Annotated in this window: 14 protein-coding genes; 7 read left to right on the top strand and 7 right to left on the bottom strand. The window is 59.9% G+C overall.

Annotated elements, in window-relative coordinates; all coding sequences use genetic code 11:
• Both ACFYTQ_RS27750 and ACFYTQ_RS27745 read left to right on the top strand, forming a co-directional pair.
• Complete coding sequence (locus tag ACFYTQ_RS27750; RefSeq protein ID WP_387367178.1) at positions 1-927, top strand: carbohydrate kinase family protein; 927 nt, start codon at positions 1-3, stop codon at positions 925-927.
• 25 nt (positions 928-952) lie between these two features.
• Positions 953-1,273, top strand: coding sequence for a hypothetical protein (locus ACFYTQ_RS27745; RefSeq protein ID WP_387367175.1), 321 nt, complete (start codon positions 953-955; stop codon positions 1,271-1,273).
• Here ACFYTQ_RS27745 and ACFYTQ_RS27740 read toward each other — a convergent pair.
• The 6 genes from ACFYTQ_RS27740 to ACFYTQ_RS27715 form a co-directional block, all read right to left on the bottom strand.
• On the bottom strand, positions 1,270-1,560 hold the full coding sequence (locus ACFYTQ_RS27740; RefSeq protein ID WP_387367172.1) for a hypothetical protein: 291 nt from the start codon (positions 1,558-1,560) through the stop codon (positions 1,270-1,272). The two genes, ACFYTQ_RS27745 and ACFYTQ_RS27740, sit on opposite strands and share 4 nt — an antisense overlap.
• Before the next feature lie 20 nt (positions 1,561-1,580).
• Positions 1,581-1,949, bottom strand: a complete 369-nt coding sequence (locus tag ACFYTQ_RS27735; protein ID WP_387367169.1) for a hypothetical protein — start codon at positions 1,947-1,949, stop codon at positions 1,581-1,583.
• 76 nt (positions 1,950-2,025) lie between these two features.
• Complete coding sequence (locus ACFYTQ_RS27730; protein WP_387367166.1) at positions 2,026-2,331, bottom strand: hypothetical protein; 306 nt, start codon at positions 2,329-2,331, stop codon at positions 2,026-2,028.
• Positions 2,332-2,592: 261 nt separating this feature from the next.
• On the bottom strand, positions 2,593-3,246 hold the full coding sequence (locus ACFYTQ_RS27725) for a hypothetical protein (RefSeq protein WP_387367163.1): 654 nt from the start codon (positions 3,244-3,246) through the stop codon (positions 2,593-2,595).
• A 5-nt stretch (positions 3,247-3,251) separates the two neighbouring features.
• Positions 3,252-4,397 carry a radical SAM protein gene (locus tag ACFYTQ_RS27720; RefSeq protein WP_387367160.1) on the bottom strand — a complete coding sequence of 382 codons (1,146 nt, stop codon included), beginning with the start codon at positions 4,395-4,397 and terminating at the stop codon, positions 3,252-3,254.
• Complete coding sequence (locus ACFYTQ_RS27715) at positions 4,394-5,077, bottom strand: hypothetical protein (protein WP_387367157.1); 684 nt, start codon at positions 5,075-5,077, stop codon at positions 4,394-4,396. The genes ACFYTQ_RS27720 and ACFYTQ_RS27715 overlap by 4 nt, the downstream gene beginning before the upstream one ends.
• A 193-nt stretch (positions 5,078-5,270) precedes the next feature.
• On the opposite strand from ACFYTQ_RS27715, the gene ACFYTQ_RS27710 reads away from it, so the two are divergent.
• From ACFYTQ_RS27710 to ACFYTQ_RS27695, 4 genes are all read left to right on the top strand, one after another.
• On the top strand, positions 5,271-6,707 hold the full coding sequence (locus ACFYTQ_RS27710) for a helix-turn-helix domain-containing protein (RefSeq protein ID WP_387367154.1): 1,437 nt from the start codon (positions 5,271-5,273) through the stop codon (positions 6,705-6,707).
• Positions 6,704-7,603 (top strand): phosphotransferase enzyme family protein, encoded by a 900-nt coding sequence (locus tag ACFYTQ_RS27705; protein ID WP_387367152.1) that lies wholly within the window; start codon positions 6,704-6,706, stop codon positions 7,601-7,603. The genes ACFYTQ_RS27710 and ACFYTQ_RS27705 overlap by 4 nt, the downstream gene beginning before the upstream one ends.
• 106 nt (positions 7,604-7,709) lie before the next feature.
• Positions 7,710-9,026, top strand: coding sequence for an AAA family ATPase (locus ACFYTQ_RS27700; RefSeq protein ID WP_387367149.1), 1,317 nt, complete (start codon positions 7,710-7,712; stop codon positions 9,024-9,026).
• Complete coding sequence (locus ACFYTQ_RS27695; RefSeq protein WP_387367146.1) at positions 9,023-9,673, top strand: HNH endonuclease; 651 nt, start codon at positions 9,023-9,025, stop codon at positions 9,671-9,673. Before ACFYTQ_RS27700 ends, ACFYTQ_RS27695 begins: the two co-directional genes overlap by 4 nt.
• Positions 9,674-11,377: 1,704 nt before the next feature.
• Here ACFYTQ_RS27695 and ACFYTQ_RS27690 read toward each other — a convergent pair.
• On the bottom strand, positions 11,378-11,716 hold the full coding sequence (locus ACFYTQ_RS27690) for an Lsr2 family protein (protein ID WP_387367529.1): 339 nt from the start codon (positions 11,714-11,716) through the stop codon (positions 11,378-11,380).
• A 277-nt stretch (positions 11,717-11,993) separates the two neighbouring features.
• On the opposite strand from ACFYTQ_RS27690, the gene ACFYTQ_RS27685 reads away from it, so the two are divergent.
• Positions 11,994-12,773: a DUF4389 domain-containing protein gene (locus ACFYTQ_RS27685; RefSeq protein WP_387367143.1), complete on the top strand. Its 780-nt coding sequence runs from the start codon at positions 11,994-11,996 to the stop codon at positions 12,771-12,773.
• Positions 12,774-12,797: the final 24 nt, after the last annotated feature.

The raw sequence follows: 12,797 nt of genomic DNA, 5'->3' as shown, positions 1-12,797 counted from the left end.
ATGAGCAATCCGGCGGGGCCGGTGGTGTGCGTCAGCTACTTGGCGCTGGCGGAACTGTGGACGGTGCCGCAGTTCCCGCTTGCCAACCACGGGACGGCAATCCGAAGCATCGAACAGTCGATAGCGGCCGATGGGCCGATGACAGCGGCGGCGCTCGCCGCTCTGGGAGTGCCAAGCCTGCTGATCTCGAATGACGTTGGCGACGACGAGCACGGCGAATACATTCGTGGATGGCTCGATGAGCGTCACGTCGAACATGCGGTTGCCGCGCGGCCGGAGCTTGTCACGCCGCGGATCGTCGTGACTGGCGACGACCAGCACACGCGCACCTGGTTCGCGTACGTGCCGGATGTGGTGGCTAGTTTGCAGCGAGCCGACCTGTCACCACTGACCAGGGCCTCGTTCATCTATCTGGACTGCTACGAGCTGATCGAGGCCGCAGCGCTCCGCGTGATCGAGGCCGGCCGGGCCGCCGAGGTGCCATTGCTGCTCAATCTCGGAGGTTCCGAACTCTCGCCTGCGCTGGTGGCCGCGGTACGTGGATACTCCGGCCTTGTGGTACAAACCAACGTCGATGATGCTGCACACCATGACGCCGCGACTCTGGCTCGATCTGTGCTGCACCAGACGCAAGCAGCCTGGGTGATCGTGACCGCTGGCGCCCACGGTGCAGTCGCACTCAGCCGGTCGGAACTGGTTGAGCTGTCAGCGTTCCCGGTAGAAGTTCGCCACACCCACTGTGCCGGTGCCGCCTTTTCCGCTGGTCTGGTCTATGGCCTGCGGGCGGGGTGGCTGATGCAGCGGAGTATGTCGCTCGGATCGGCGAGCGGAGCGTTGAGATGTGCACGACTCCAGAAGGCCCCACTGCCAACGCTGGCTGAACTTCTGGCGGTACTTTCGGCCGAAAAACACTCAGCCGCAAGCTGATCCCGCTCTGCACGTGGTGCCATAGATGAAGCAGTTTCTTTTTGGGAGGCCGATCATGTGTGAGTACATTTACCGGGAGCGGGCACATCTCGTGGCACATCTTGCCGCCATCTATCCGAGCGTGCGCGTGACCGATCCTGAGGAGCCTGACGCCCCAACTGTCGTCACTGTATGGCTACCAACAGGTCCGGCAGGCTGGCACGTCAGACCATGCGATCTTCATCTGTTCGAGCATGTTCCACCAGGGGATAACCACTACGACGGCTACGACACCGAAGAGAAATATCGTCGCCTCGATGAGGCGACGATGCGACTGGCGAAACTGAAAAAGGTCGATAACTCCTAGAGCTGACCAATCTTCTCAATCAGCTCTTTGTAAAGCTCGTCGGCATTTTCAGGATCAACTTCTAGCTCTCCGGCAATAGTTAGAACCTCGTCAAGAGGATCATCGTCACCCAGTGTACGGGCAAACTCGGTCGCCATGAGCCCGGCAATTTCGTAGGCGATCTGTAATGCCTGGCCTGGCTCGTCACGCAACCTTACCGCCTGTTCTTTCAAGAACTGCGTCATATGTGCTCGTGCTTCTAAACTGGCCAGTTTATCAATATGATTGGATAGGGTTTGCAATTCCATTAACAGAATACTCTCGGAACCTACAGTCTATCTATAATCGCCAGTAGCTCATCCCAGGCAGTCTGGTTGTTAGTGTCGATGTCCAACTTCCCTGAAAGTTGGAGTGCTTGGAATAATTCCGGTTCATCCTCCTCGGTTATCCAGTCATCACCTTCGACGCCATCAGCACCTTGCCAGGCCAGGGCGCCGCATATATAACCTGCTGGGTCGCCCCATCCTGCACCCTTCCCGCGAAGCATGTCTTCGTTTGAAACCGCCCGAGCTTCAGCCGCTCGCCGACGTAAGTATTCGACGATGTAGGGGCGAAGCTTCTTCGATGTCGGTTCAGAATAGACTTTTAATCGAAGTTGCGTTTCGTCAAGCCGTTTTGGGTTGGTTGGTTCGTTCATAATAGTCTAATTAGATAAATTCTAGTGTGATGAGCCCGGTTGGCTCGACCCCGAACGGGTCGAGCCAACCGAGTGTTCACCAGCGGTGCGTGCGGTCGTGCTTGTGCTCATCGGAGTTGTGAGCATCGCCGAGCGCGGCGGAGCCGATGGTGCTGTGAGGCGAGCGGTTGAAATTCTCACCTCGGTGGCCGTGTTTGTGGCCCGGCCTGCCTTCGGTTTCCCTCGGCCCGTAGAGGGTGGTGCCGTCCTTCTGCTTGCTCTCGAAGTTGCCGGTTTTGCGCGGCTTCTTCTTGGGCTGCGACTGCCGCCTCTGGTGCGGCGGCTGCCAACCCCGTTTGCACGAGGAGCAAGGGCAACCAGGTTCGTAAGAATGGCCTGCCATTTCTAGATCCTCTCGGAGAGATGTGCGAGATGGTTCTCGCGGGAATGTGCCGGTTCGGCAACTACTACTATCAGTAGTAGATTTTTACGATAACATCTAAATAGAAGCTTGACAATAGAAAATGACGATAATGCTCGACATTCCAATTACCGTTTAATGAGTATTTAATAACTGAGGTATCGAATAGTCCATAGGCGCGGCGAAACACGAAAAAATCCGTATCCAGCCGAATAGCCGGATACGGATCTCTCGGTTAGTGGTTCAGGCCACGCCCCATTCCTCCAACCAGCCAGATACCTCCGCGAACCGCGCTCGGCTCATCTGCTTCTTTTGCGCCTCCTCTTTGCGCTCGTCCTTCGCCCCGAACTGCCACCATGCCTCGTTGGTGTGCCGGTCCATCACCAGGAACTTTTCTTTGACCGCTGGCCCGCGGATGACGAGGCTCGCGGTGAACGGCTCCGCGACGACGGCGTGCACCATCGAGTGATGCAGGGCGTACGTCGTGCCTACCGGTTCCTCACAGACATGGAGGACGGGCAGCTTGTCCGGCTCAACCTGTTCGTCCAGCTCGGCGTTTCCGAATAGGTAATGCCGGTAGTGTCCGCGCAGGATCTTGCTGGCGTAGCTCCAGCGGTGATTGTGCGGCCGGTCGAAATAGCCTGGTAGGAAGACGTGTAGCCGCAGCCGCACGCCCGGATCGTCCTCGCTGGCGAGCACGATCTTGTCCAGGATGTCGTAGTGCTCGCACAGCTTCAGCAGCTCCGGCCGGTTCACCAGGTCGGCCAGCCGGCCCCGGACGATGCTCGGGTTCGCCACCAGTTCATCGAGGGCGGCGCGGCACATCATCTCGACCTCGTCGATGTCGTTCCAGTCGATCCAGCACAGTTCCTCGACCACGCGATCCATGTCGTCCATCGGTTTCACTCCTCGGGCTTTGCGCTGGATTTCCACAACCGGCAAACCGGCACGATGTCGTCGTAGGCCGCGCACGAGGACTGACCCATCACGACCTCTTCGGCCGGGCAGCCGCCCATGCAGGCTCCCGCCTTGCAGCCGCCGCAAGCGCTTTCGGTCAGAGGCTGCGTGAACAGATCGAACTCGTTGACGTCGTGGTTGAGCTGGACGTGGCCGTCAACCATTTGCGCGAAGTGCAATTCGGTGTCGAACAAGTACGAGCAGACGTAGCAACGGCCGTCCGGAAAGATCGAGATCCGGTCCAGCGTGCGGCCGATGCACCCCTGATACCCCTCGGCGGCGTAGCGCTCCATCTGATCGCGCCGGGCGTACGTCGGCTGATACCACACTCGCGTCTTGTACTGCGGTGCAATCTCGCTCAGCCGATCGCAGAAGTCCACCCATTCCGGCGGTGTCATGGCCATATCGGCGTTGCCGTGACCAGTCCCGATGGTCGAGAACACGTGGAACTTCACCAGGCTGACGCCCAGCACATCGGCAATGGCGAGGAGCTGCATCACGTCTCGCTCGTTGGCTTTGTTGACGGTGCAGATAATCCGGACGTCGAAACCGCGTTCGGCCAACTCCCGCGTGGTTTCCAATGCCTCATCGAAGGTGCCAGCGCCGCGCACGGCGTCGTGCGTTTCCTGGCTGCCGCCGTCGAGGCTGACCTGCACGTAGGCGAAGTCATCCGGCGTGAGCTGGCGGAAGCGGCGGAGGGCGGGTTTCTGGGCGTTCGTCGTGGTGATGACGTGCTCGTAGCCGAGTTGCCGACTGAGCCGGATCGCCTCGCAGTAGTGCGGGTGCAGCGTCGGTTCGCCGCCGAGGATGGTCAATTTGCTCCCGCCCAGCCGGCGCCAGGTGGTGAGCGTGTCCACGATCTTCGGGAGCGGCATTTTCAGCGCTCGCTCCAGCCGTTCGCCCATGTAGCAGTGCTCGCACCGCAGTTGGCAGGCCTCCGTGATGTAGAGGTAGACGTTGCGGAATCGCCCGTACGCCACGCGGTCGATCTTCTGTGGCTCGGGGACATTGCCGCCCCTGGGCATCCGTGCGTGGCCGTACCCATTGCCGCTGGGCTTCAGTGACGGCATAGGCAGATTGGTACTCGTCATGACACTGGACTCCGTGAAATTAGAAGTGGTGCAAGCAGATTGGCTGCACCGTCGATGGTGTTGGTGGTGTCAAGCTGCGTGACCGCGAGACCGGAGGCGGTGAAGCCCTCCCGAATGCCTTCGGCCGCTTGGTGGTAGCGCTGGAGCCGGGCTTTGAACAGCCGCGGCGAGTCCCCGCGCCTGGGATGGAGCAGGCCGCCGCACCGACTACACGCCCAGTCGTCGTCCTGTGCGGGAACGGCAGGGAGCCGAGGGTCGTGAATCGGATCGTCTTCGCACCGATGACAGACCTTGCGGTGCTGGGCTCGCTGTTTCAGAGTTTTTGCGTCCGTTACGATCTCGACCGGCTCGATATGGACGGGTGGCACCAGCGGCCAGATTGTTGCCAGCAGTTGGCTTACCTGCGAGCCGGAACCGGGGAAGTTGTCCAGGAGGACCGTGTGCACCGTGGGATCAGCCTGAACGCCCGCGAAATATGCACGGAGCGCATCGGCGACGGTGAACTCGTCGATCCAGCCGAGGCGGGCGCTATCGGTAGCAGTGGCGGCAAGTACCTCCTTGGGGACATGCTCACGAAGGCGAAAGATCGTCCGACCGGGTGACAGGCCGAGGTGAAGGGTGAGCGTCGTTTTTCCTGCGGCCGGTGGGCCAAAGATGGGCACTACCAGGCTCAATGGCATGGCCAACCCCTTTCGATAGGACCGGGTGTGTCCGGTCCCCAGGGTCGGTTTCGGGCCGATACGCCACCACGACCACGGCGAATGCGCGATATACATGGAATGCATATCCGCCCGAGAAAACCGGTGGTAACGTCATCTGACCAGGGCAAACGGGGTGATGAGGTGCCCCAAACGACCAAAACGGAGTGGCCTCATGACGCGCGTACCCGATCAGCAGCGCTACTGCGTTCGGTGCGGGAGCAGGCTCAACAGCTATAACGGCGAATCACTTTGTGGCCCTTGTACTCTCGGCGCACGCCGCGAACTATATCGACCGCCGGACGTACCACCGGCGTTCTGGCAGACCGACCAGATGCGCGATGCACTCGCCACCTGGCATATGGGCCGCGTGATCTACGCCTACCGCAACCATCCGTATCATCGGCAGCCGTTGCCGCAAGAGCGGGTTGCGGAATGGCTTGGGGTGACGCAAGCACAGCTGAGCCGACTGGAGAAGGGCTCGGCTCCGGAGAATCTGTCCAAGTTGCGGCGATGGGCTGAAGCCCTGAACATCCCGCCTGAACTGCTGTGGTTCAAACTGCCGGGCGCTGTAGTCGCTACGCTCGAAGATGTGAAGCGCCAGGACTTTCTACGCGCCGCCCTTGGCGTCACGGTGACAGGGGCCGCCGCGCCGCTGCTTGAGTTGCTGAACACCCTGGAGCCAACCCCCGTCCCATCCCTGGTCGGCTCGACCGAGATCGAACAGATTCGCCGAACTGCTCGCGAGTTCAGCACGTGGGACCACACCTACGGGGGCGGGCTGGTTCGAGAAGCAGTCGCCGCGCAACTCCGGTACGCCGTGACTCTGCTGAACGCCCATTGTCTGGAGAAGCATCGAACCGACCTGCAAAGCGCTGTCGGGTTCCTGGGCCACACCGCGGCGTTCATGGCCTTCGACGCCTACGCCCATGCCGACGCTCGAAGTATGTTCCGCTTGGCTTGGACGTGTGCCGAAGAAGCCGGCGACTGGCACCTTCGCGGCAAGGTGCTCTCGTCAATGGCCCGCCAAGCGATCTGGTGCGGCAATGTGGACGACGGACTGACCTACATCGAACTCGCGATGGTGCGCGCCGACCGGCTGACGGCGACCGAGCGCGCCATGCTGCATTCGGCACGAGCGCGGGCACTCGCCAAGTTGCATCGGGTCGAGGAGGCAGCTCAGGCGGTTGGACAAGCCGACGACGAGTTTTCCCATTCCGCACCGCAGAACGATCCGCCTTGGATGAGTTACTACGACGCAGCACAGCACTCCGGCGATACCGGCCACGCACTGTTCGACCTGGCACTTCAGGGTCAGTTCGTCACCGAAGCGCGCTCGCGACTCCAAACAGCCGTAGAAGGGCACACCGAGACATACGTCCGATCCAGAGCGATTTCGGGTATCAAATTGGCGTCGCTCACGATGGCGACCGGCGATCCGGATGAAGCGACAGCCTTCGGCAATGCGGCGCTGCTCGACGCCGGACACATTCGATCGCGGCGGGCAGCCGACGATCTGCGCGAGCTGGCCGGTTTTTCCGAACAACACAGCAAGGCAACCGAAGTCGAAGAACTTCGGACTCGAATCGGTGCCACTGTGGCGGGTGTATGACCGCCGAGTCAGCTGCGGACGACACCCTCGGCATCCTGCACGCTGCCTGCGTGAAGGTTGGGCAGGATGCCGACGGTGCGGAACTGCTGCACCGAAGCGAGAACGCTATCTACCGACTACCAGGCAACGTGGTGGCGCGGATCAGTCGGCCTGGCCAGAACGCCGCTGCTCAACGTGAGATCAATGTCGCGCGGTGGCTGGGGGCCTCCGGCATATCCGCCGTGCGAGCTGTTCCGGGCGTAGAACAACCCGTGGAGATCGAAGACCGATCGGTGACGTTCTGGCGGGAGCTGCCGCCGCACCATCACGGCACACCCGCCCAGGTCGCCGCCGCGCTCAAGCAGCTTCATGCGCTGGCGCCGCCGGCGAATTTCACGCTCGGGGAGGTCGCGCCCTTCGTTCGCCTGGAAGAGAGGCTCACGGCGGCAACGGTTCTCGCAGATGATGATCGACGCTGGATGTTCGAGCACCTCGCCGAGTTGCGGCAGCGGTGGAGTGAACTGCCGGAGGGGCTGCCTTGGTGTGTGATCCACGGCGACGCCTGGGTGGGCAACGTCGTGGCTGCCGACGACGGCCGCGTGATCCTGCTCGACCTGGAACGGACGTCGATCGGGCCGCCGGAGTGGGACTTGGTGCACACGGCGATCAAGTGGTCGTCGTTCGGGTGGATCAGCGCGAAACAGTACGGCGAGTTTTGCGATGTCTATGGGTATGACGTCACGGCGTGGGAGGGGTTCGAGCTGCTTCGCGATATCCGGGAGTTCCGGATGACGGCGATGGCGGTGCAGGTGGCCACCAACGATCCAGCATGGCGAGACCAGGCCAATCACCGGCTGCGGTGCATTCAGGGCCAGATGAGCGAGCGGCCGTGGAAAGGATGGAGTGCGCTCAACTAAGCGCAACGGACCCCACCCACCTGCAAGGTAGCTCCATAGCGACGCGGAACAGTATTCTCAATGCCTTCAATTTCTGTTACTTTTATCATATGCAGGGGAGTAAAGTGTGACAAGTTCCGAAAATGAAATATCGAGTCCGCCGCCGGGCTTCAAAGCGTTAACGTTACATAACTGGCGTCAGTTTGAGAAAGTAGAGATCGACTTTCACCCTCACCTGACAATTCTCACAGGAGCCAATGCGACAGGTAAGAGTACGATTCTAGGTATTCTTGGTCGCCACTTCAATTGGTCGCAGTCTTATTCCGCGTCCCCTGTGCGACGTGATGGAAAAGATGATGTCGAGTGGTGGACTTTCTGGAAACAGAAAGTTGATGAGCAAGACGATACCACGGTGGTAAGTGAGCCAATGGTCGAGATTGGCAGCTTAACTTACGGTTTTGGAGAGCCTGCGCCGATTAGCGTGCCAACTCGTCCGTCGAATGAATCTCAGCGATCTAACTACGACCTCCATATGCCGCACGCTCAAGAGGTAAAGGGTGCCTTCCTCACCTCCCACCGGTCTATGACAAACAGTTACACTCAAGTCGACACGATTCCCACTCTATTTGGTGATGCTAACCAGATTTTCGAGCAGTTCACCAATGAATTGCGCGTGAGATGGGCGGGAAGCTGGAGTGGCAAGAGCCCGCAACGTGCACTAAAGGAGTCACTTATAGCGGCGGCAACGTTTGGTGGGCGGGGAAATGATTCGGTTGATTTCAATCCCGAAGCTACTGCGGTATGGACTGGGTTTCAAGAGGTCCTGAAAGAAGTAATGCCTCGCTCTGCGGGATACACCGGTATGCGGGTACGCGTCCCCGATGTGATCGTGCAAATGCGCTCCGGTGACTTCATTTTGGATGATGTTTCAGGAGGCCTATCCGCAATAATTGAGGTTTCGTGGCAGATCTTTCTGAAGTCGAGGACAGAACCTTCGTTCACTGTATTACTTGACGAACCAGAGAATCACCTACACCCAAGTTTGCAGCGGGAGATACTGCCGAGTTTGCTAAGAGCTTTTCCGGCAGTGCAGTTCATTGTCGCCACTCATAGTCCATTTGTCGTAACTGCAACCCCTGACTCAGCGGTCTATGCACTGGACTATAACGAGTCTGAACGTGTCGAATCGAGACTACTGGACTACGCCAATAAAGCAGCAAGTGCAGATGCGACGTTACGCCGAGTGCTCGGCGTCGAAAGTACTATGCCGAGGTGGGCGGAAGAGGCATTTGATGAGATCGTGGATCGATACGCATCAGGTCCCCTCGATGCCGAGCGGTTGAGGTCGCTTCGGAACGAGCTTAAAGAACGCGGCCTAGACATGGAGTTTCCTGACGCCGTTATTGCTTTGACTGACCGGGATAATCCAGGGACGTCAGCATGAGGCAGTTAACCAAAGGCGAGAAGCCGGCAATCCTCAAGGAAAAAGAAGACGAATGGACAGAGGCATACGTTGCTGCGGTCGCAGAAAGGAAAGAACGGAAACCTGAACACTGGCGAGATCCACAAATTAAGACTACTCTTAGCGAAGAGACTTCGGGAAAGTGTGCCTACTGCGAGTCTCTTATGGCGGATATCTCGTATCCACATGTTGAGCATCTGATCCCGAAGGCGCTTAGACCCGAACTGGCCCATCAATGGACTAATCTGACCTGGGCGTGTCAGGTATGTAATACCGAGAAGGGCGACTTCTATGATGAGACCGAAGGGTTGATTAATCCTTACGAGGACACAATAACCGCTCATCTACGTTTTTCTGGCCCGTACTTGAGCCCCCACCTTGGAGCAGGGCGCGGAGAAGTCACCGTTAAACAACTGAAGCTCAACAGGATGGATCTGGTAAATGCCCGGGCAGAGAGGCTGACTAAGGTATGGGAAATGCTGGATCGCTGGCATTCCGCGACGGGTCCTCGCCGCGAGATTTTGGCCGATACCATCCGATTGGATGCTGCGGATGGAGAGTTTACTGCGATGATCCAAGCATACCTTCGGAGTCTTGGTTTCCCCATTGATACCGAAACGGAGGCATAACAGCTGGTACTTATTGGCGGTTGCTCGACTCATCAACCACAGCTTGGAGAGCTTAAATCCTGAATCCTTGAAAGGATACGACAGCGCCGAAATAACACCTGCGGGCTAGTCAAAAATGTAATACGTTTTTTGCATAAAAGCATTGCTTTTCCGTATTACATTTGTAATACTAGAAGTATAACAAGGTGCATGGCTCAGGATTTGATAGTACCAAATCGCCAAGCAATCAACTTGTTCCCATTTCAAACGACAAGCAAAGACCGGCCGCTCGAGCCGGATTTTGTTTTTGTTTACATTCACGTCTCCCTGAAACCAGAAATCCCCGTTGGTAACGGGGCTCACGGCCGAGATTTACGTGCAGCGATTTCGAGATCGTCATCTCGAATACCCATTTCAAACGACATTGGAACTAGGTTCGAGCTGCGGATGTAAATGCTCTGTCTCAATTGTATCGCATACCTATCGGCGCTTGCAATAGCAGAATATTCCTACTTGTGGCGAGAATGCTGAGCCGGATATATCAGGTTGGGATCACAGGATTCTCTACACAGACGGCGCGCGAAACCCTAGGCGAGGTGAGGTCATTCATCGGATATTTCGCCTCAAGACCTCACGTACGCTACTCTTCGCCTTTCCAAGGCGTCGCCCAATCTCAGCATATGAGTGCCCCTCGCCGTACAGCTCTACCGCCTGTGCTACTTGTTGATCGTTCAGTCCACGCTGTCTCGTCTGCACCCCGGCCTCTCGGAGCAGCTTCAAAACGCTGGTCTTGGACACGTCGTAGCGTTTGGACAACTTTAGTGTCGACATGCCCGCTTCGTAGTCGGCCACTAGCGCAGCGACGACGGCAGGCGACAACCGCCATCCCAGCCGCCGGACCCGAACGGGCGCAGGGCCCTCCGGCTGGCGTAGTGGAGACACGTCGACTCGCTCGATCACTCGACGGAGTTGGTCAGACGGCCACTGGTTCGAGTACCGTCCTAGCAACTCGACCATGGGCTGATCGGATCCTTGACTTGGGTAACGGGCCGGGGTGGGTCCTGGTGAAGGGTGAACTTCGTCGCCGTCGAGGAGTAGGGGTATACGCCCACGGCGGTCGCCGGATGGGTGTCCGGCCGTCGTGCGACTGCCCTCGGTGTCCGCGTCCTCGGTCGTCGAGCACTCACCGCCTCATTCGCTGCCGGTGTGCTCGGCTGGTGAGTCCGGTATTCCGGCCGAGGGCTTCGAGGAAATACTCGAAGCCGTATGAGCCGCTCGTCAGGGGCGAAATCGGTTGAGCGGCAACAAGACCGTCACCCAGATTCATGACCTCGACCTGGTGACCGGGGTGATCGCCTGCGCGGCTTGGCCCAGGACGGGTTCGCTATGTGCGGCACCTGCTCGACGCGGGTAGTTCCAGCGACGCCGTCGGGCGGCAGCTTGCCGGTGCGACGGCCGAGATGATGACCGCCGCGACAGGGACCAAGAGGCCGTCCGATAGAGCGGCGACATCGCGCGGGCCTGCTCGGTTCTCACCGCGACATTGCCGACAGTCTCGGATCTGGCTTCAGCCCGGCTGCAAAAGCGTCTGAATGAGACCGCTGTCGCGTTGCAGCCCTATGTGAAAGTGCCTGAGGTGCGCCGGTTTCTGGGGATGATGGCGGAAAAGGCTACTCGAGCGCCGAATTCGTAGGGTATGGCTCAGCCGGAACCAGGGTGCAGCCGCTAACTCGCCTTGTTGTACGCCTCGATGACCTCACCCTGAATGCGTCCGCGGCTCGACACGTCGTAACCGTTCTTGCGGGCCCACTCGCGGATGGCGGCGCTCTGTGCCTTGTCCGTCGAGGTCCTCGACGTGCCGACGGTGCGCTTGCCCCTGGCGATCCGGCCGACCTTGCGGGCGGGTTTCACCCACGGCTCCAACGTTTCCCGCAACTTGCCCGCGTTGAGTGTCGACAGGTCGATTTCGTACTCGACGCCGTCGATGGCGAAGCGAATCGTCTCCTCGGCCTTGGACTCGCCGTCATAGTCGTCGACCAGCTCGACGGTGACCTTCTTTGCCATGCGTAACAGCCCTTTCGTCGCGCGGTGAATTGCCGGAGGGCTCATGATAATACGGCGGTCTCGAATCACCGCGGGGGATCGGAAACGCGGACGTCTAAGCGCCTTGTAAATTCCGGCTCGAACGGTACTTACTGAACGTTGCGAAGGTTCGGTGCTCGAGTTCGGGGGTTCCGAATTCGGCGTCGACTTCCTCCGGACGCGTCTCGGTTCGACCGCGCGAACGAAACCTCGGCGTGGATCCCGCGATTCGCTGACGAGTTGCCTATCGTCTGCGAATATGACCGTCGCCCCCGGACAGCTGCCCGCCGCCGAGGCACCCGAACCCGTCGAGCTGGATATTCTCGCGCCCTACCCGCAACGCCGGTGGACCGTGCTGCTCCGATTGCTGCTGGCGATTCCGCAGCTGATCGTGGTCTGGGCGCTGCAAGTGGCGGCCCTCGTCGTGGTGATCGTGGGGTGGTTCGCGGCGCTGGTCCTGGGGCGGTTGCCGCAGTGGTGTGGGGAGGTGTTGCGGGGGATCGTGGCCTACGAGGTGCGGGTGGGGGCGTATGTGATGCTCGTGGTGGATCGGTATCCGCCGTTCACGTTCGAGGCGGCGCCCGCGGATCATCCGGTGCGCGTGGGGTTTCCGGCGGCGACGCGGTTGAATCGGGTGGCGGTGTTCTTCCGGCTGGTGCTGGCGCTGCCGGTGCTCGTCGTGACGAATCTGCTGTACGCGGGGTGGTCGAGTGTGGCGATCGTCGTGTGGGTGGTGGTGCTAGTGCTCGGGCGGCAGCCGCGGGCGTTGTTCGAGGCGTCGGCGGCGGGGCTGCGGCTGCACCTGCGGACCTCGGCGTATGTGTATCTGCTGACGCCCGCGTATCCGTGGGGGCTGTTCGGAGACGCCCCGGCCGCGGGGACGGCCCCGCACTCGCCGACCCGGCCGCTGCTCGTGTCCACCGCGGGCCGGGTGCTGCTGGTGCTGTTCCTGATCCTGGGGATCATCGCCGAGGCCACCGGCGGCGGGGTCTCCACGACCGACGACGGCGACGGCGATTCGTCCGAGACGACTGCGTAAGCCGTTGGCGGCGCGCGGGTTTCG

This window comes from Nocardia sp. NPDC004068 (genome assembly GCF_042874315.1).
Taxonomy (GTDB): Bacteria; Actinomycetota; Actinomycetes; order Mycobacteriales; family Mycobacteriaceae; genus Nocardia.
This window is presented reverse-complemented; position numbering and strand designations above follow the sequence as displayed.

What these genes read in the sequence shown, in the direction of transcription:
- ACFYTQ_RS27750 (WP_387367178.1), top strand. Translation starts at nt 1, where the DNA reads ATGAGCAATCCGGCGGGGCCGGTGGTGTGCGTCAGCTACTTGGCGCTG.
- ACFYTQ_RS27745 (WP_387367175.1), top strand. Translation starts at nt 953, where the DNA reads ATGAAGCAGTTTCTTTTTGGGAGGCCGATCATGTGTGAGTACATTTAC.
- ACFYTQ_RS27740 (WP_387367172.1), bottom strand. Translation starts at nt 1,560, where the DNA reads ATGGAATTGCAAACCCTATCCAATCATATTGATAAACTGGCCAGTTTA.
- ACFYTQ_RS27735 (WP_387367169.1), bottom strand. Translation starts at nt 1,949, where the DNA reads ATGAACGAACCAACCAACCCAAAACGGCTTGACGAAACGCAACTTCGA.
- ACFYTQ_RS27730 (WP_387367166.1), bottom strand. Translation starts at nt 2,331, where the DNA reads ATGGCAGGCCATTCTTACGAACCTGGTTGCCCTTGCTCCTCGTGCAAA.
- ACFYTQ_RS27725 (WP_387367163.1), bottom strand. Translation starts at nt 3,246, where the DNA reads ATGGACGACATGGATCGCGTGGTCGAGGAACTGTGCTGGATCGACTGG.
- ACFYTQ_RS27720 (WP_387367160.1), bottom strand. Translation starts at nt 4,397, where the DNA reads ATGACGAGTACCAATCTGCCTATGCCGTCACTGAAGCCCAGCGGCAAT.
- ACFYTQ_RS27715 (WP_387367157.1), bottom strand. Translation starts at nt 5,077, where the DNA reads ATGCCATTGAGCCTGGTAGTGCCCATCTTTGGCCCACCGGCCGCAGGA.
- ACFYTQ_RS27710 (WP_387367154.1), top strand. Translation starts at nt 5,271, where the DNA reads ATGACGCGCGTACCCGATCAGCAGCGCTACTGCGTTCGGTGCGGGAGC.
- ACFYTQ_RS27705 (WP_387367152.1), top strand. Translation starts at nt 6,704, where the DNA reads ATGACCGCCGAGTCAGCTGCGGACGACACCCTCGGCATCCTGCACGCT.
- ACFYTQ_RS27695 (WP_387367146.1), top strand. Translation starts at nt 9,023, where the DNA reads ATGAGGCAGTTAACCAAAGGCGAGAAGCCGGCAATCCTCAAGGAAAAA.
- ACFYTQ_RS27690 (WP_387367529.1), bottom strand. Translation starts at nt 11,716, where the DNA reads ATGGCAAAGAAGGTCACCGTCGAGCTGGTCGACGACTATGACGGCGAG.
- ACFYTQ_RS27685 (WP_387367143.1), top strand. Translation starts at nt 11,994, where the DNA reads ATGACCGTCGCCCCCGGACAGCTGCCCGCCGCCGAGGCACCCGAACCC.